Source organism: Actinoallomurus acaciae (genome assembly GCF_042429965.1).
In the GTDB taxonomy this organism is placed as follows: domain Bacteria; phylum Actinomycetota; class Actinomycetes; order Streptosporangiales; family Streptosporangiaceae; genus Actinoallomurus; species Actinoallomurus acaciae.
The window spans coordinates 1-16513 of the sequence record NZ_JBHLZP010000150.1; the positions used below are offsets into that span (position 1 = coordinate 1).

The window sequence follows — 16513 nt, forward strand, 5'->3', positions numbered from 1 at the left end:
CGCACGTCCGCGTCCCCCGCACGTCCGCGTCCCCCGCACGTCCGCGTCCCCCGCACGTCCGCGTCCCCCGCACGTCTGCGCGCCCCACACGGCGGAGCGTGTCGGTACGGCGGAGCGTGCCGTACCGAGTCCAGCTCGTGGCCATGCATGGCCAGCGTGGCCGAGGCCGCTACCGATGCCGGTGTCTCAGCTCGCCAGGTCCAGACCGGCATCGGCGCAGGCCGAGGCCTCCAGCAGCCTCAGCGGCAGCGAAGGTCCCGTGGCCACCACACCAGAGCCGCCGACTCGAAGGCGTTCGTGGCGGTGGTGCTCTCATGATCGGATTGAGTCGCGCCGTAGCTTCCATCCCTTCGCGCAGCGTTCGATGAATCCGCCTGCGGCGAGTGCGCCGAGGCAGGCCAGTGCGGTGTCGAGGTCGACGCCTGCGTTCACGGCGATGCGGGCGGCGCCCACTCCGCCCCGAGCCGGAAATGCTTCGAGGACATCCCGCGCCGCCGGGCCGAGCCGGTCACGGTCGAGCACCGGGCCTCGGCGTTCGGGCGCCAGGTCATCACCGATGAGCCCGACCCGGTCGAGTACGTCGGCTGTATCGGTCACGCAGACGGCCTCAGCCCATTCACGCAGAATCGTGTGGCAGCCGGCGGACGTCGGTGACGTGACCGGCCCGGGCACCACCATCACCGCACGCCCGAGATCACGGGCATGGCGGGCCGTACTGATGGCACCGCTGCGCTGTGCCGCCTCGACCACCACCGTGCCGCGGGTCAACGCCGCGATCACCCTGTTCCGGATCAGGAAACGCGGACGCGTCGGCGTCGCGCCGGGCGGGAGTTCGCTCACCAGCAGCCCGCTCTGGGCGATCTCCAAGAACAGCGCCGAATGCGAACTCGGGTAGGTCACGTCCACTCCACAGGCGAACACCGCCACCGTGGTCCCATCGCCACCGAGCGCGCCACGGTGCGCGGCGGCGTCGATCCCGTAGGCGCCGCCGCTGACCACGGTCCAGTTGTTGTCCGCCAGTTCGGCCGCCATCTCGGCCGCGACGTGGACTCCGTACGGCGATGCGGCACGAGCGCCGACCAACGCGACCGAACGCAGACATCCGAACCGCAGGTCTTGGTCACCACGAACCCACAGCGCGTACGGCCGAGCCGCCCCGAGGTCGTCGAGCTGGGAGGGCCACTCGGCATCACCCGGGCACAGCAGCCGGCCGCCCTGTTCCTCACCGCTGGCCAGAAGCCGTTCGGGGTCGGCCTCGGACAGCCGGGCCCGCCAGGCGGGGAACCGTCTTCGAAGCTCGCTCTCGTCGTCGCAGCCGGGCACCTCGTCGGCCCGTATCGCCTTGATCGCGCCCTGCGCCCCCTCCAAGTCGACCAGACGCCCTAAGCGCTCATCACCGGGCTCCGCCACGGCGGTCAACAACACCCGCGCCAACCGTTCTTCGGCAGGAACGATCATCGATATCTCTCCTTCGTCTCGAAACGCCGGATATGCCGCTGGGGCTATGGGGCGTCGTCGGAGGCACCGGAGTGGTGCGGCAGATCACCGCCTGTGGGTGTCTGGCGTGGCGGCCGCCGCCCCAGGAGCTCGGATGCGGGGATGCAGGCATGTTGGGCGTGTTGTGATTCGGGTGCGTGGTGGTCCCGCTGCCGAGGTTCGGGTGTTAGGTCTGTTGGGGTGGAAGTGCGGTTGCTGGGGCTGGCTCGGTGGTGTGGCATGAGCCGCGAGGTGGTGCGCCGTCGTAGTGTGGTCGCTGCGTCGGTGGTCGTGTTGGGGCGCCGCTGTCTGGCCTGGGGGCGCTCCGCACACGCGTGGCTGGATGCGTGATTCGGGGGCGGTGGTCGTGCTGCCGAAGTTCGGGTGGATAGCTGGGCGTGTGTGTCGGAGATGGGGATGTGGTTGCTGGGGCTGGCTTGGTGATGTGGCATGAGCCGCGATGCGGAGGGTCGTCGTGGTGTGGTTGCTGTATTGGCGGTCTGTTGGGGTGCGGTCGCCTGGCCTCGGGGTGCGTTTTTGCGCACGCGCGGCTGGATGTGTGGCTCGGGTGGGTTCGGTCGGTGCTCTGGCGGGTGGTCGAGTCGGCCCGTGGTGATGGTGGGGCGGTCGGGTCGGTCGGTGGCCGGGCCGGTTGGTGGTGGTCGTTGGTGGTGGTGGGTCGGCCGGTCGGTGGCGATGGTGGGGCGGTCGTGTGGGCGCGTGGTGATGGTGGGTGGTGGGGTCGGTTCGTGGTGATGGTGGTGGTGGTCAAGTGCGGCCCTCCCAGAGGCTGAGGGCTTCGTTTACCTCGTCGGCGGTGGGGGTCTGTTTGCCGGACAGGTCGGTGAGGGTCCAGGCGACGCGGACTACTCGGTCGAGGCCTCGGGCGCTCAGGCGGCCGTCGGTCAGTGGGCGGTCTAGGGCGGACAGGGCATCGTGGGGTGGGGCGAAGCGGCGGCGTAGTTCGCGGCCGGGGATTTCCGCGTTCGTGCGCCATGGGGTGTCGGACAGACGTCTTCTCGTGCGGTCTCGTGCCGTGAGTACCCGTTCGGCCACGACCTCGGTGGACTCGGCGAACGTCAGGTCGTAGCGGAGTTCGGTCCTGGTCACCTCCTCCAGCTGGGACTTGAGGTCGACGCGGTCGAGCAGTGGCCCGGACATGCGTGCGAGGTAGCGGCGTCGTACGGAAGGGGCGCAGCTGCAGTCTCGGGGCTTCGGAGCGGCGCACGGGCATGGGTTCGCGGCCAGGAGCATCGTGAACCGGGCCGGGAAACGGGCCGTCGCGCCCGACCGGGCGATCACGACCTCGCCCCCTTCGAGGGGCTGTCGTAACGCGTCCAGGACGCCGCCGGCGAACTCCGGGCTCTCGTCCAGGAACAGGATGCCCCGGTGCGCGAGCGAGGCGGCGCCCGGCCGGATCAGCCGGCCGGCGCCGCCGCCGACCAGGGCCGCTCGCGACGCCGTGTGGTGCGGTGCCTGGAACGGCGGTCTGGTGATCAGTGGCTGGTCGGCCGGAAGAGTGCCGGCGACCGAGTGGATCGCCGTGACCTCCAGTGCCGCGCCGTGGTCGAGGTCGGGCAGCAGCGTGGGGAGCCGCTCGGCCAGCATCGTCTTGCCACAGCCCGGCGGGCCGGTGAGGAACACGTGGTGACCGCCGGCCGCGCTGATCTCCAGGACCTTGCGCCCCACCGGCTGCCCGCGGACGTCGGAGAGGTCCAGGTCGCCACGCCCGGCCTTCGACCGCGACGCCAGCACGTCGGCGGGGGCGCGGCCCGTCAGGTCGGCGGTCTCCTCATCGGGCTCTTCGGGCGGCGGCAGGTCGCGCAGCAGCGCCAGCAGGGCACGGAGCGAACCCACGCCGACCACCTTCACGTCCGGCACGAGCGACGCCTCGGCGGCGTTGCCCTTCGCCACGATCACCGTGTCGGCTCCGTTCTCGGCCGCGGTCAGGACCGCCGGCAGAACCCCGGACACGGGCCGGATGCGGCCGTCGAGGCCCAGCTCGCCGATCATCACGAGGCCCGCACAGGCGTCGACGGGCACGGCTTCGTTCGCGCCGAGCACCGAAACGCCGATGGCGAGATCGAACCCGCTGCCACGTTTGGGCAGGCTGGCGGGGAAAAGGGACACGGTGACGTGGCGGTTGGGCCAGGTCTCGCCGCTGTTGAATATCGCTGCCCGTACGCGGTCGCGTGCCTCGCTGAGCGCGGTGTCCGGGAGGCCGACCAGGTGCAGGCCGGGCACGCCGTTGGTGATGGCGGCCTCGACGTCGACGATCTGGCCGTCCACGCCGAGGAGGGCGACGGCTCTGGTGCGGGCGAGCGCCATTCAGCACACCTCCTTGAGATGGTCGACGTCGAACCGCCCGGGCCCGGCGCGTACGAGACCGATCACGTCGATGCGGACGGCGGCCGCCTGGCTGATGCCGTGCGACGCCAGCCAGCGCATCGCGAGCCGGCGCAGCCGCACCGCCTTGGCGGGCGTGATCGCCTCGAGCGGAGTGCCGTACGCGGCCCGTGAACGCGTCTTCACCTCGCAGACGACCAGGCCGGATCCGTCGTGGGCCACGATGTCGAGCTCGCCCTCCGGGCACCGCCAGTTGCGCTCGATGATCGTCCAGCCGAGCCCCATCAGATGCCGGACGGCGGCGTCCTCTCCGAGCCGCCCGAGCACGTCCTTCGCGCGCATGTCCTCACCTCCGGACACCGAAACTGCCCGATGGTCACGTTGAGTGGTAGAGCCTGTGCGGTCTGTGGATAACTCTCGCCGCAGGCGTTCAGGGGGGATCGTCGTCCCACCAGGGCAGCAGGCGTACGGGGGCCCGGCCCACCAGGATCAGCGGGTCCAGATACGAGAACCCTCGCCGCAGCCCCCAGTGCAGGCACGCGACCTGGCCGCAGTGCCCGAGCACGCCCTCCACCACGCCGATGCGCGTCCCCGCCGTCACGGCGCGTCCGGGCCGTACCGTCGCGCGTACGGGCAGGTAGGTCGTGCGCAACCGTCCGTGGATCACGGTGACCACCCCGCGTCCCGCCAGGTCCCGTGCGAATCCGACCCGGCCGGGCCCGGCCGCGTACACCGCCTGCCCGGGACGGGCCGCCAGGTCGACGCCCCGGTGACCGGCCTCCCAGGGATGGGCCGGAGGATCGTACGGTCGTAACACCTCCGGCGCCGGGCGCAGCGGCCACCGCCACCCCGTATGGTCGGCGGGACCGGCGGGCAGCAACGCCGTGATCACCAGGAGAACTCCGCTCCACGTCATGCCGCCACAGCCTGAATCCGCCCGGTGTTCGCCGCCAGAGCCTCCGCCCCAATGTGGATAACTCCCGCTGATTCCACGCCAGGGGCGCACCGCCGGTACACTGACTGAACGGTCGCATGACCGAATTCACGCGCCCGCCGGCCATCGGCGAACGGTGGGGCGGCCCTCTCGGTCCGTGACGGCAGTCGCGGCAGGGGCACGCACGGGCGCCAGAACAACCGAGAACGGTCCGTACAGGGCCAGACAGGAGCGGAACGGGCATGGCACCCGTCGTTACCATGAAGCAGCTGCTCGAGAGCGGCGTGCACTTCGGGCATCAGACCCGGCGCTGGAACCCGAAGATGAAGCGTTTCATCTTCACCGAGCGCAACGGCATCTACATCATCGACCTGCAGCAGTCGCTGTCCTACATCGACCGCGCCTACGACTTCATCAAGGAGACGGTCGCCCACGGCGGCACGATCCTGTTCGTCGGCACCAAGAAGCAGGCGCAGGAGTCGATCTCCGAGCAGGCGCAGCGCGTCGGCATGCCCTTCGTCAACCAGCGCTGGCTGGGCGGCATGCTCACCAACTTCTCGACCGTGCACAAGCGCCTGACGCGCCTGAAGGAGCTCGAGGAGATCGACTACGACGACGTCGCGGGTTCGGGCCTGACGAAGAAAGAGCTCCTCATGCGCAAGCGTGAGAAGGACAAGCTCGAGCGCACCCTCGGCGGTATCCGGGACATGGCGCGCGTGCCCAGCGCGGTGTGGATCTGCGACACCAAGAAGGAGCACATCGCCGTCAACGAGGCGCGCAAGCTCGGCATCCCGGTCGTCGCGATCCTCGACACCAACTGCGACCCGGACGAGGTCGACTACCCGATCCCGGGTAACGACGACGCCATTCGCAGCGTCAGTCTGCTCACCCGCGTGGTCGCCGACGCCGTCGCCGACGGCCTGATCTCCCGCGCGGGCGCCTCCGCCTCCGGCGACGAGAAGCCGGTCGCCGTGGGAGCCGAGGAGCCGCTTCCGGAGTGGGAGCGCGAGCTGCTGGAGAAGAAGGCCGAGGCCGACGCGGCTGAGGCGCAGGCCCCGGCGGAGGCACAGGCTCCGGCCGAGGAGCAGGCTCCCGCTGAGGAGCAGGCCCCGGCCGAGGAGCAGGCTCCGGCTGAAGCGCAGGCTCCGGCTGAGGCGCAGGCTCCGGCTGAGGCGCAGGCTGAGACGACGCCAGAGCAGCCCGCCCAGGAAGCCTGACGGCCGGCCGACAACCGAAGACGAAAGAGAAAGACCACAATGGCGAACTTCACCGCCGCCGATGTCAAGCGGCTACGTGAGCTCACCGGCTCCGGCATGATGGCGTGTAAGAACGCCCTCACCGAGGCGGAGGGCGACTTCGACAAGGCCGTCGAGCTCCTGCGTCTCAAGGGCGCCAAGGACGTCGGCAAGCGCGCCGAGCGCACCGCCGCCAACGGCCTGGTCGCCCAGCACTTCAAGGGCGACAACGACGGCACGCTGATCGAGCTCAACTGCGAGACCGACTTCGTCGCGAAGAACGAGCAGTTCATCGCGCTGGCCGACCAGATCGCCGTGTTCGTCGCGAACACCGACGTGGCGGACGTGCCGGCGCTGCTCGCCGCGGAGATCGAGCCGGGTACGACCGTCCAGCAGCTGATCGACAACAACAGCGCCAAGATCGGCGAGAAGCTCGAGCTGCGTCGTTTCGCTCACTTCACGGGCGGCTACGTGGCCAGCTACCTCCACAAGTCCGACCCGTCCCTGCCGCCGACCACCGGCGTGCTGGTCGAGCTGGACAGCGAGAACACCGAGGTCGCCAAGGACATCGCGCAGCAGATCGCCGCGATGTCGCCGAAGTACCTCAGCAACGACGACGTCCCCGAGGACGTCGTCGCCAAGGAGCGGGCCCTCGCGGAGAAGATCACGCGAGAGGAGGGCAAGCCCGAGCAGGCGATTCCCAAGATCGTCGAGGGACGCGTACGGTCCTACTTCAAGGACTTCGTCCTTCTTGAGCAGCCCTTCGTGAAGGACCCCAAGAAGACGATCGCTAAGGTCCTCCAGGAGTCCGGCGTGACCGTCAAGCGCTTTGCCCGGTTCAAGGTCGGACAGGCCTGAGGGTCGCCGAAGACAGAACGAGAGACTAAGGAGCCGCCGCCGTGCAGGAGAAGGAAACGACCGACACGACGGCGGCTCCGTCGTCCCAGTCCCATGGCTGGAAACGTGTCCTCCTCAAGCTGTCCGGTGAGGCGTTCGCCGGCGGTGAGGGGCTCGGCATCGACCCGGCGATCGTGCAGCACATCGCTAAGGCGGTCGCCGAGGTCACGCGCGAGGGAGTGCAGGTCGCCGTCGTGTGCGGCGGTGGGAACATGTTCCGCGGCGCGCAGATGTCGGCTCGCGGCATGGACCGCGCCCGGGGCGACTACATGGGCATGCTCGGCACCGTGATCAACTGCCTGGCCCTGCAGGACTTCCTCGAGAAGCTCGGAGTCGAGACGCGGGTGCAGACCGCGATCACGATGGGGCAGGTGGCGGAGCCGTACATCCCGCGGCGCGCCATCCGGCACCTCGAGAAGGGCCGCGTGGTCATCTTCGGAGCGGGGATCGGCCAGCCGTTCTTCTCCACCGACACCGCCGCTGCCCAGCGCGCCCTGGAGATCTCCGCCGACGCGGTGCTCAAGGGCACGCAGGTCGACGGCGTGTACGACGCGGACCCGAAGAAGAACCCGGACGCGTTCCGGTTCGACCGGCTGGAGTACGGCGAGGTGCTGCAGCGCGGGCTGAAGGTCATGGATGCCACCGCGATCAGCCTGTGCATGGACAACGGCCTGCCGATCGTGGTCTTCGACCTGATGGGTCAGGGCAACATCGTGCGTGCCGTACGCGGTGAAAAGATCGGCACATTGGTATGTCCGGCGGACAGTTGAAATACAGGAGCCTAAGGTGATCGACGAAATCCTCCTCGAGGCCGAGGAGAAGATGGACAAGGCCGTCACTGTCGCCAAGGAAGACTTCACCAGTATCCGTACCGGCCGGGTCACGCCCGCGATGTTCAACAAGATCACCGCGGAGTACTACGGGACGCAGACGCCCATCAACCAGCTCGCGTCGTTCCAGCTCCCCGAGCCGCGCATGGTCATCATCCAGCCGTACGACGCCTCGTCGATGAACGCGATCGAGAAGGCCATTCGCGAGAGCGACCTGGGTGTCAACCCGGGCAACGACGGGAAGATCATCCGTGTGGTCTTCCCCGAGCTGTCGGAGGAGCGCCGCAAGGAGTTCACCAAGGTGGCCGGGCACAAGGCGGAGGAGTCGCGGGTCTCGATCCGCAACATCCGCCGTCACGCCAAGGACGCCTTGGACAAGCTCGCCAAGGCCGGCGACGCGGGCGAGGACGAGGTGCACCGCGCGGAGAAGGATCTCGACGACTTCACGCACAAGCACGTCGCCAAGATCGACGAGTTGCTCGAACACAAGAAGGCCGAGCTGCTCGAGGTCTAGTGGGACTCGAACAAGCCCCCATGCCGGCACCGGAGATCCCGGAGGAGCAGGCGGACACGGGCAAAAAGAAGCGCGGATCCAGCCGTAACCTCCCCATCGCCGTCGCGGTCGGTGTGGGGCTGGGCGCCGTGGTGCTGCTGTCGCTCTACACGGTCAAAGAGATCTTTCTCGCCGTCGTCGTCATCTTCCTGGGCATCGCGGTCTGGGAGTTCATCCGGGCGTTCGACTCGCGCGGCATCCGGATCCCGTGGGTGCCGGTCATGGCCGGCGGGCTCGCGACGGTGTTGTGCACCTATTTCTGGGGTACGACCGCGCTGGTCGCGGGCTTCGGCCTGACGTCCCTCGTCGTCCTGCTCTGGCGACTGCCCCGAGGCCAGGACGGCTACGTCCGCGACGCGACGGCGGGCGTGTTCGCCACCGCCTACATCTGGTTCCTCGCCGGATTCGTCGTGCTCCTGCTGGCCGCCTCGGACGGCGCCGACCGCGTACTGATCTTCATCGCGGTCACGGTCGCCAGCGACATCGGCGGGTTCTTCGCCGGTTCCTTCCTGGGCAGCCACAAGATGGCCCCTTCCATCAGCCCGAAGAAGACGTGGGAGGGGGTCAGCGGCTCGGCGCTGACCTGCATGATCGTCGGAGGATTCCTGCTGCCGTGGCTGTTGCACGGTCACTGGTGGCAGGGCGTCATCGTCGGCGCGGCCGCGGTCTGCTCGGCGACTCTCGGCGACCTCATCGAGTCGATGATCAAACGGGACCTGGGGATCAAGGACATGGGCAACCTCCTGCCCGAACACGGCGGGGTCATGGATCGCCTCGACTCGCTCCTGGCGACGGTCCCGGTGGTCTGGCTGCTGTTCCAGGTGTTCGTGCCGCCCACGTAGACCCGTGACGCCGGGCGGCCGATCGCGGGCGCCCGGCGCGTGGCCCTCACCGTACGGGGCGGTTGCCGCCTCCGTACGGTGTCGAGCGCCGGGACGCGCTCCCGCGTCGAGCCTCGGCTATTCGCCCACGACCCAGCTGCGCCCCTTGCGGGCGAGGCGTTCGATGAGGGCGTCCGAACCCTCCTGCTTGCCGTACTGCCGCTCCTCCTCGGTGATCGGGACGATCCACAGCCACTGCACCCGGTCGCCGCCGAAGGAGAACGCCGTCAGATCGGGCGCGGCCGGGCCCTCGAGGCGGTTCGGGTTGTCGAGCAGGAGGACGCCTTCCCAGGTCGGGCCCAGCGGGAATGTCCGAGCCTCGTGATACCACTTCACGTTGTCGCCCGGCGCGAAGGAGGTGACGGCCTGCCATGGATACTGCGCCAGCCACGGAAAGACCCTGCCCGCCTGCACGCTGGGCAAGGTCGTGGCGACCGCGAGTTCGATGCGGGCGTGTTCGCCGACGTTGTCCTCGTACAGCTCGACCGTGGGCATCCGCTGGCAGCTCATGCCGACGGTCGACAGCACGTTGTACGACCGGTCGCCGCGCGCCGGACGCTCGGAGACGCCCACGGTCGGTTCGCGCCGCGGCGGCGTGGTGGCTGCGGGCGTGGCGGGCCGTGGCGCGGGCTCGGGAGGTCGTGGCGCGGGTACGGGGGGCTGCGACCCGTTGTCCGTACGGGCCGGCTGGCGGCCGATGTCATGCCAGTAGTAGCCGCCCGGCCCCAGGCGGCTCAGGAGATGGCCGAGCAGTGACTGCTGGAAGGCCTCCCAGGCGCCCTGCCCACGCCGCCAGCTCCAGAACGCCTCGGCCTGCAGTATCCGGGGGCCGAGTTCGTCGATCTCATCGTCGAGCGCGAACGCGAACGGGCTCCGCCCGATCGCCTCCCGCGCGTATCCGGGGATGCCGCGGTCCATGTCGGACCAGCCGGGGATGACGCACAACGGCTGCCCGGCCTCCATCAACGCGACCCCGTCACCCTCCTCGAACCACACGACCTTCAACGTCCGGGGGTCGAGCGGCGGCCGCCCCTTGGGGTGTTTCGTACGGCCGCTGGGCAGCGCGGGCACCAGGCCGGCATTGAGCCGCGCCAGATCGGCGTGGTACGGCGCTTCCTGATGATTGGCGACCCAGCTGGCCGCGACCGTCTCTCCGTCACTGGTACGCAGGTACGCCGCGGTGGCGACCTGGTCGAACTCAACGTCGAGGACACGGCTCCCGTAGGGGCTGGTGTCACTGAGCAGGACCCGCGCCTCCCGCGGCGTTCTACGCAATACCGGCATAGGAAGGGACTGTAGTGATTCCGGGGCCCGCGCGGAGCACCGACCGGCCGACAGAACCCCCTCTTGTCCAAACCGCACCCTGAGACGCACTCACCGACCCGACGCCTGCCTCACCGCAACCGGGGAATTCGCGTCTGCCGTGCGGCCGCCGGGGGGTTTCGGCCCTCGCCCGACGGGCGCTGGAGTTTGGCGCCTGTCGCGCGGTCACCGCAGGCTTCGGCTCGCGCCTCGCCGTCGCTGGAGGCCCCGCGTCTGCCTCGCTGTCGCTGGAGGCTTCGTGTCTGCCCCGCCGTCGCTGGGAGCTTCGCGTCTGCGCCGCTGGCGGGCTTCGTATCTGCCTCGCTGTCGCTGGGGGCCCTGTGTCTGCCCCACTGTCCCTGGGGGCTTCGCGTCTGCCTCGCCGCTGCGGAGGGCCTGGCGGTTGCCCTGCGATCGCCGGGGTTTCGGCGTTCGCCTCCTGGTCGGTAGGGGTTTGGTGTTTGCTTCGCGAGCGCCGGGGGTTTGGCGTCGGCCTCGTGGTCGCCGGGGGCCTCGGCGTTCGCTTCGCGGTCGCCGCGGGCTTCGCCGTAGCTGGGTGATTGGCGGCTGTCTTGTAGTTGCCGGGGGTTTTGCTCTGTGGTCGCTGGTGACTTCGTGTCTGCCTGCGGGCGCCATGGGTTTCGGTGTCCGTTTCGCGGTCGGTGGGGGTTCGGCGTTTGCTTCGCGGTCGTCAGGGGTTTGGCGTAGACCTCGTGGTTGCCGGGGGTTTCGGGGTTCGCTTCGCCGTCGTTGGGTGCTTGGCGGTTGTCTGTAGTTGCCGGGGGTTTCGGCCTTGGCCTCGCGGCTGCCGGGGGTTTCGCTCTGTGGTCGCTGGTGACTTCGTGTCTGCCTGCGGGCGCCAAGGGTTTCGCAGTTCGCTTCGCGGTCGGTGAGGTTCGACGTTCGCTTGGTTGCGGCAACCACGAGGCCAACACCAAACCCCCGGCGCTCACGAAGCAAACACCGAACCTCGAAGGCCTCGGCTTGCGCTCCGCGGTCTCCGGGGCTTCGCGTTCATGCTCGGGGTTCGGTGTTCGGCTCGCTGTTGCCGGGAGCTTCGCTTCCGCCTTGCGGTCGTCGCAGGTCTCGGCTTGCGATTCTTGGTCGCTAAGGGCTTCGCGGCCGTCTCGGGGGCGTCGAAGGCTTCGGGCGTCCGCTTCGCCCCCCTAGGCGTTTCGTGTCCGCTTCGTTACGCTCGGGGCGTGGCGGCGGTCTTGTCGTGGGGCTGGTGTCGGTGCTGGTGTCCGCGTTCGCTAAGGGGCTGTGTCGATCGCAGGTGCGGCCGGGGGTGACGTGCGGTCAAAGCTCTCCCAGGTGTCTGCCACACTGGTACGAACATGTCCGCTCAGCTCACCTTCGCCGCGCCGCGGCGGGCCAAGCCGCCCCGTCATCTCGCCGATCTGTCTCCCGACGAGCGTCGGGAGGCCGTCGCCGCGCTGGATGAGAAGCCGTTCCGTGCCGATCAGCTCTCCCGGCACTACTTCGGCCGGCTGGTCGATGACCCGGCTGACATGACCGACCTGCCGGCGGCCGTGCGGGACCGTCTCGTGGCCGAGCTGATGCCGCCCCTGCTCACCTCGGTGCGTGACCAGGTCTGCGACGAGGGCATGACCCGCAAGACGCTGTGGAAGGCGTTCGACGGCACGCTGATCGAGTCGGTCCTGATGAGGTACCCCGACCGCGTGACGATGTGCGTGTCCTCCCAGGCCGGCTGCGGCATGAACTGCCCCTTCTGCGCGACCGGTCAGGCGGGGCTCACCCGTAACCTGTCGACGGCCGAGATCGTCGAGCAGGTGGTGGCCGGGGCCCGCGCGCTGGCCCGGGGCCAGATACCCGGCGGTGAGGGGCGGGTCAGCAACATCGTCTTCATGGGGATGGGCGAGCCGCTCGCGTCGTTCAACAACGTGCTGCGGGCGATCCACCGGTTCAGTGACCCCAGTCCGGCCGGGCTCGGCATCTCCCAGCGCAACATCACCGTCTCGACGGTCGGTCTCGTACCCGCGATCGGACGGCTCGCCGACCTCGACCTGAAGGTGCGCCTCGCGGTGTCGCTGCACGCGCCCGACGACGAACTGCGTGACGAGCTCGTTCCCATCAACACGCGCTGGAAGGTCGCCGAGGTTCTCGACGCCGCCTGGGCGTACGCCGACCGCACCCGGCGGCGTGTCTCCATCGAGTACGCGCTGATCCGCGACATCAACGACCAGGGCTGGCGCGCCGACCTGCTCGGGCGGCTCATCAAGGGCCATCCCGTGCACGTCAACCTGATCCCGCTCAACCCGACGCCCGGCTCGAAGTGGACCGCCTCGCGGCCCTCCGTCCAGACCGAGTTCGTCCGGCATCTGGAGGCGCACGGCGTGCCGGTCACCGTACGCGACACGCGTGGTCAGGAGATCGACGGGGCCTGCGGGCAGCTCGCGGCGATGCCTCAAGAACCCCCGCTGCGGACCCGGCAGGGATAGGCACACCCGAAGCCGATCCGCGGGCCGGTTACGGCCATAACGCATCGCCTGGGCGGCGGAGATCGGAAACAATGCTCGGATGCCAGACTTTCCGCGCGCCCTCCGTGGCTACAGCACCGCTCAGGTGGACGCGCTCATCGGCCGTGTCGAGGGGACGCTCGGCCGGAGCCCGCTGTACGCGCCGCCGGTGACGGCCGATGAGGTCAACCGCACGAGATTCGGGCGGGCGGTGCGCGGGTACCGGATGAAGGCCGTGGACGACAAGCTCGAGGAGTACATCCGCGCGCTGGAGGACGAGGCCGGCGGCAACCGCATGGCCTCGGGCGAGGTGGACCGGCTCATCGGCCTGGTGCGCAACGTGCGGTTCAGGACGACGCGGCTCACCCCCGGGTACGACGAGCAGGAGGTCGACGACTTCCTCGACACGACCATCACCACCCTGCGGAAGGGGAGCGCTCGGGCGTCGGTGGTGAAGAAGTCGGAGTTCGCGACGACCCGGATGCGTCCCGGCTACCGGCAGGCGGAGGTGGACGCCTTCCTGGACCGCCTGGCGGCCGAGATCGAACGCCTCCGCTCCGAGGGCTGAGCGGCGCCGCGATTCGACGTCAGGGGCGGGTGCGGCGCAGCCGGACGTACAGGGCGAGCGCGAGAGCGGTCCACACGAGGGTGCGTGCGGCCAGTTCGGGGAAGGCGCCGGTGAGGCCCGAGGGGCCGTGGCCGGCGGCGCGCATCCAGTCGATCATCGGGATCGCCAGGAGGCGCAGCGGTGTCATGCCGACGATGAGGTTGAGGCCGCAGCCGCCCAGCAGGACGAGGATCGAGGTGCCCGTCGAGGGGATGACGGCGCGGCTGGTCAGCGCGCCGAGCGCGGTCGCGGCCAGGGCCGACAGGGGGAGCAGCGCGGCGCTGAGGGCGACCTGAGGCGTCAACCCGGAACCGGCGGCCTCGGCCAGCAGGTAGATCGGGCCGATCAGCGCCAGCACGACGCTGAAGACGTACGCGGAGACCAGGCCGGCGATGAGGGCCCGCCGGCGGCCCGCGGTGACCGCGGACACGTGCCGCTGGACGTCCGGCTCGGTGTCGAGGAGGCCGCGTGCCGCCCAGGCGCAGATCGGGAAGACCAGCACGGCCAGGTCGGCGATGGCGTTCATCGTCCCCTGCCGTACTTCGGCCGGCGTACCCCCGACCGGGTCGGAGAACATGATCGCCAACAGCAACGCCAGCGCGAGCACCGGGTGCAGCGCGCGCACCGAGCGCAGGTACCCACTGAGCTGGTAGCGCACTACAGCGATCATCGTCCGTCTTCCGAAGGGCGGCGAAGCGGGGGGTGACGGCCGCCGGTGGTCGAGGCGTGCGGTCATCGGCGGCGGGCATGGTAGCCGTCGGCGGTCAGGCGTTCGACCAGGGCGTCGGCCTCGTCGGAGCGTACGGTGACCTCCACGATCGCGTGCTCGTCCGGTATGTCGCCCGTCGTCACCGTGTGGCCCGAGACGCGCCACCGGACGACGTCCGGGAGTTTTCGCAGGTCGCCCTGGTGATCGCTCACGACCACCGACGTGCCGCCCGCGGTGAGGCCGGACAGGAGCGACGGCAGTGCCGTACGGGTCTCGGCGTCCAGTCCCGCGAAGGGTTCGTCCAGCACCAGGAGGTCGGGTTCGGCGATCAGAGCCTGGATCAGGCCCGCCTTGTGGGCGCTGCCCTTCGACAGGTCGGTCAGCCGGGTGTCGAGCAGGCCGGAGAAGCCCAGGCGCGCCGCCCACCTCGGCACGGCGGAGTCGTCGACGCCCCGGATCCTCGCCATGTGGCCCAGATAGGCGCTCGCGGTGAAGGGCTGGGCGGCGGGGAAGAGCTCCGGGGCGTACCCGACGCGCGCCGGCCGGCCCGACACGCGGCCGCGTACCGGGGGGACCACTCCGGCCAGCAGCCGCAACAGCGTCGACTTGCCCGCTCCGTTGGCCCCGCTGACCTCGATGAGCCGTCCCCGGGGTACGGTCAGCGTCACATCGCGGAGCACCCACGGCGCGCGTCGCCGGTAGCGGAAGGCAACCTGCTCCAACTGCACGACCCCGGACTCTACCGGCGTCACATAAGCCCAACGTAAGCGGAAGAATGCCACCATGGACTGCGCGTTCTGCGAGATCGTCGCGGGGAGGCGACCCGCCCACGTCGTGCTGGACGACGACGGGCCCGCCGTGGCCTTCCTCGACACCCGGCCACTGTTCAAGGGGCACACGCTGCTCGTGCCGCGGGAGCACTACGAGACCCTGCCCGACCTGCCGCCCGAACTGCTGGCTCCCTACTTCGGCGCCGCCCAGCGGCTCGCCGAGGCGATGGAGACCGTGTTCGGCGCCGCCGGGTCGTTCGTCGCGATGAACAACCGGATCAGCCAGAGCGTCCCGCACCTGCACACCCACGTCGTGCCGCGCAACCGCAAGGACGGCCTGCGCGGGTTCTTCTGGCCGCGCACCAAGTACGACTCCGACGACGAGGCACGCGAGTACGCCAAGCGCCTGCGCGAGGCGCTCGGCTGATGCTCACCGAGGCCACAGAACCGCGGACCCGGGCGCCCCGCCGTCAGGCGGTGGCCGTCGGCACGCTCACCGTGGTCGTGGCGGCCGTCTACTCGGCGTACTCCCTCCTGCGGTTCTGGGCCCTCCGCACCACGACGTACGACCTGGTGATCTTCGACCAGGCGGTACGGTCCTACAGCCGGTTCCACCTGCCCGTGGCGATCGTCAAGGGCGTGCACAACGGGTTCGGCGCGCACTTCAACGTGCTCGGCGACCACTTCTCGCCGATCCTCGCGCTGCTCGCGCCGCTGTACTGGATCCACGACGGGCCGCAGACCCTCCTCGTCGCCCAGTCGGTGCTGCTCGCACTGGCGATCGTCCCGCTCTGGGCGTTCACGCGCCGCCGGCTCGGGAGCGGGCCGGCGTACTGCGTCTCCGCCGTCTATGCGCTGGCGTGGCCGGTGGCCGAGACGCTGGCGTTCGACTTTCACGAGATGGCGTTCGCGCCGGTCCTGTCGATGCTCATGCTCGAACGCCACGAGGCCGGCCGGCGGTGGCAGAGCGCGGCGGCGGCCGGCGCCCTGCTGCTGGTCAAGGAGGACATGGGCCTGCTGGTCGCCGGCTTCGGGCTGTACCTGCTGACCCGGCCCGGCGAACGGAGACGCGGGGCGCTCCACCTCGTGGCCGGGGTGCTCTGGACCTGGCTGGCCTCCCGGGTGCTGATCCCGGCCTTCGGCGGTTCGGCCGACTACTACTGGGCGTACGACGCGCTCGGCCGCGACCTGCCGCACGCGGCCGCCGGCGCGCTCACGCACCCGTGGACCGTCGGGAGGCTCCTGGTCACCCCGCACGTGAAGGTGACGACGATGCTGTGGCTGGTGGCACCGCTGCTGCTGCTCCCGCTCATGTCACCGATCACGCTGGCCGTGCTGCCGCTGCTGGCCGAGCGGATGCTGGCGAACCGGTTCGGGCACTGGTGGGAGCCACGGTTCCACTACAACGTCGCGCTGGCCGCCCTCCTCGTCGCGGCCGGCGTCGACGGCGCGGCCCGCCTCGGGCGGCTGCTGCCGCGGCTGCGGGCCGAGCG

The 16513-nt window shown here is 70.0% G+C and carries 15 protein-coding genes and 1 pseudogene; 9 read left to right on the plus strand and 7 right to left on the minus strand.

Annotated elements, in window-relative coordinates; translation table 11 throughout:
- Positions 1-312 precede the first annotated feature (312 nt).
- The 4 genes from dprA to ACFFNX_RS20815 form a co-directional block, all read right to left on the minus strand.
- A complete protein-coding gene (gene dprA / locus ACFFNX_RS20800; RefSeq protein WP_378204590.1) occupies positions 313-1458 on the minus strand; it encodes a DNA-processing protein DprA in 1146 nt (381 codons plus the stop codon).
- 786 nt (positions 1459-2244) lie between these two features.
- Positions 2245-3804 (minus strand): YifB family Mg chelatase-like AAA ATPase, encoded by a 1560-nt coding sequence (locus ACFFNX_RS20805; RefSeq protein WP_378204592.1) that lies wholly within the window; start codon positions 3802-3804, stop codon positions 2245-2247.
- Positions 3805-4164: a YraN family protein gene (locus ACFFNX_RS20810; RefSeq protein ID WP_378204595.1), complete on the minus strand. Its 360-nt coding sequence runs from the start codon at positions 4162-4164 to the stop codon at positions 3805-3807.
- An 88-nt stretch (positions 4165-4252) separates the two neighbouring features.
- Entirely contained in the window at positions 4253-4738 is a 486-nt protein-coding gene (locus tag ACFFNX_RS20815) for a M23 family metallopeptidase (RefSeq protein WP_378204598.1), read from the minus strand.
- A 260-nt stretch (positions 4739-4998) separates the two neighbouring features.
- Here ACFFNX_RS20815 and rpsB point away from each other — a divergent pair, with 260 nt between their 5' ends.
- From rpsB to ACFFNX_RS20840, 5 genes are read left to right on the plus strand one after another with little or no spacing between them, the layout of a single operon-like run.
- Positions 4999-5973 (plus strand): 30S ribosomal protein S2, encoded by a 975-nt coding sequence (gene rpsB / locus ACFFNX_RS20820; RefSeq protein WP_378204602.1) that lies wholly within the window; start codon positions 4999-5001, stop codon positions 5971-5973.
- 39 nt (positions 5974-6012) lie between these two features.
- Complete coding sequence (tsf, locus tag ACFFNX_RS20825) at positions 6013-6849, plus strand: translation elongation factor Ts (protein ID WP_378204605.1); 837 nt, start codon at positions 6013-6015, stop codon at positions 6847-6849.
- A gap of 41 nt (positions 6850-6890) precedes the next feature.
- Positions 6891-7658 (plus strand): UMP kinase, encoded by a 768-nt coding sequence (pyrH, locus tag ACFFNX_RS20830; protein WP_378204608.1) that lies wholly within the window; start codon positions 6891-6893, stop codon positions 7656-7658.
- A 16-nt stretch (positions 7659-7674) separates the two neighbouring features.
- Positions 7675-8232: a ribosome recycling factor gene (frr, locus tag ACFFNX_RS20835; RefSeq protein WP_378204611.1), complete on the plus strand. Its 558-nt coding sequence runs from the start codon at positions 7675-7677 to the stop codon at positions 8230-8232.
- 20 nt (positions 8233-8252) lie between these two features.
- A complete protein-coding gene (locus ACFFNX_RS20840; RefSeq protein WP_378204614.1) occupies positions 8253-9113 on the plus strand; it encodes a phosphatidate cytidylyltransferase in 861 nt (286 codons plus the stop codon).
- Positions 9114-9230: 117 nt separating this feature from the next.
- Here the strand turns inward: ACFFNX_RS20840 and ACFFNX_RS20845 are convergent, their stop codons facing one another.
- Positions 9231-10427, minus strand: a complete 1197-nt coding sequence (locus ACFFNX_RS20845) for a suppressor of fused domain protein (RefSeq protein WP_378204617.1) — start codon at positions 10425-10427, stop codon at positions 9231-9233.
- A 1364-nt stretch (positions 10428-11791) separates the two neighbouring features.
- Between ACFFNX_RS20845 and rlmN the strand changes: the two genes are divergently transcribed.
- Positions 11792-12916: a dual-specificity RNA methyltransferase RlmN gene (gene rlmN, locus ACFFNX_RS20850; RefSeq protein WP_378204620.1), complete on the plus strand. Its 1125-nt coding sequence runs from the start codon at positions 11792-11794 to the stop codon at positions 12914-12916.
- A gap of 79 nt (positions 12917-12995) precedes the next feature.
- The gene (locus ACFFNX_RS20855) at positions 12996-13502 is read left to right on the plus strand and encodes a DivIVA domain-containing protein (protein ID WP_378204623.1); all 507 of its coding nucleotides are present in this window, start codon (positions 12996-12998) and stop codon (positions 13500-13502) included.
- Positions 13503-13521: 19 nt separating this feature from the next.
- Here the strand turns inward: ACFFNX_RS20855 and ACFFNX_RS20860 are convergent, their stop codons facing one another.
- Complete coding sequence (locus ACFFNX_RS20860) at positions 13522-14211, minus strand: hypothetical protein (protein ID WP_378204626.1); 690 nt, start codon at positions 14209-14211, stop codon at positions 13522-13524.
- A gap of 62 nt (positions 14212-14273) precedes the next feature.
- Positions 14274-15002 (minus strand): ATP-binding cassette domain-containing protein, encoded by a 729-nt coding sequence (locus ACFFNX_RS20865; RefSeq protein WP_378204629.1) that lies wholly within the window; start codon positions 15000-15002, stop codon positions 14274-14276.
- A gap of 22 nt (positions 15003-15024) precedes the next feature.
- Between ACFFNX_RS20865 and ACFFNX_RS20870 the strand changes: the two are divergent.
- A pseudogene (locus ACFFNX_RS20870) lies at positions 15025-15447 on the plus strand (HIT family protein); the annotation flags it as partial.
- On the plus strand, positions 15447-16513 hold a 1067-nt coding region (locus ACFFNX_RS20875; protein WP_378204632.1), incomplete at its 3' end, for a DUF2079 domain-containing protein. The pseudogene ACFFNX_RS20870 and the gene ACFFNX_RS20875, both read left to right, overlap by 1 nt.

Bases quoted from the DNA above. Each gene is read 5' to 3' on its own strand.
- tsf (WP_378204605.1), top strand. From the start codon at position 6,013: ATGGCGAACTTCACCGCCGCCGATGTCAAGCGGCTACGTGAGCTCACC.
- rlmN (WP_378204620.1), top strand. From the start codon at position 11,792: ATGTCCGCTCAGCTCACCTTCGCCGCGCCGCGGCGGGCCAAGCCGCCC.
- dprA (WP_378204590.1), bottom strand. From the start codon at position 1,458: ATGATCGTTCCTGCCGAAGAACGGTTGGCGCGGGTGTTGTTGACCGCC.
- ACFFNX_RS20810 (WP_378204595.1), bottom strand. From the start codon at position 4,164: ATGCGCGCGAAGGACGTGCTCGGGCGGCTCGGAGAGGACGCCGCCGTC.
- ACFFNX_RS20860 (WP_378204626.1), bottom strand. From the start codon at position 14,211: ATGATCGCTGTAGTGCGCTACCAGCTCAGTGGGTACCTGCGCTCGGTG.
- rpsB (WP_378204602.1), top strand. From the start codon at position 4,999: ATGGCACCCGTCGTTACCATGAAGCAGCTGCTCGAGAGCGGCGTGCAC.
- ACFFNX_RS20855 (WP_378204623.1), top strand. From the start codon at position 12,996: ATGCCAGACTTTCCGCGCGCCCTCCGTGGCTACAGCACCGCTCAGGTG.
- ACFFNX_RS20840 (WP_378204614.1), top strand. From the start codon at position 8,253: ATGCCGGCACCGGAGATCCCGGAGGAGCAGGCGGACACGGGCAAAAAG.
- ACFFNX_RS20805 (WP_378204592.1), bottom strand. From the start codon at position 3,804: ATGGCGCTCGCCCGCACCAGAGCCGTCGCCCTCCTCGGCGTGGACGGC.
- ACFFNX_RS20815 (WP_378204598.1), bottom strand. From the start codon at position 4,738: ATGACGTGGAGCGGAGTTCTCCTGGTGATCACGGCGTTGCTGCCCGCC.